This window comes from Priestia sp. SIMBA_032, assembly GCF_046535215.1.
Classification (GTDB): Bacteria; Bacillota; Bacilli; order Bacillales; family Bacillaceae_H; genus Priestia; species Priestia aryabhattai.
In genome coordinates, this window is sequence record NZ_JAWRXD010000769.1 from 1 (window position 1) to 267 (window position 267).

Annotated in this window: 1 protein-coding gene; it reads right to left on the reverse strand. The window is 59.9% G+C overall.

Features of this window, described 5'->3' with window-relative positions; genetic code table 11:
• Positions 1 to 267, reverse strand: a 267-nt coding sequence (locus tag SB717_RS36390) for a hypothetical protein (protein WP_410907890.1), incomplete at both ends; no start/stop codon positions are given.

The following is a 267-nucleotide window of genomic DNA, read 5'->3' on the forward strand; positions in this document are numbered from 1 at the left end:
CCTCGCAGCTCATTGATATCCGCCAGCACCGGCTCGAAGACGTGTCTGTTTCGTGTCTGCCGCTCACGCACCTCTCGACTGACGGTGCCAAAGATAGTCTGCGCGAGTAATTCTGGATCCTGCACGGGCGTGCGGATACCTCCACCATTCTGCTGCTCATTCCACGACACAAACCAGGGCGTGCCGTCGATACCGGCATGGGGCCCGGCAAACAGACTGCGATGTGCCGGATCAGTCCCTGGCATATGCTGACCCAGCAGCACATCG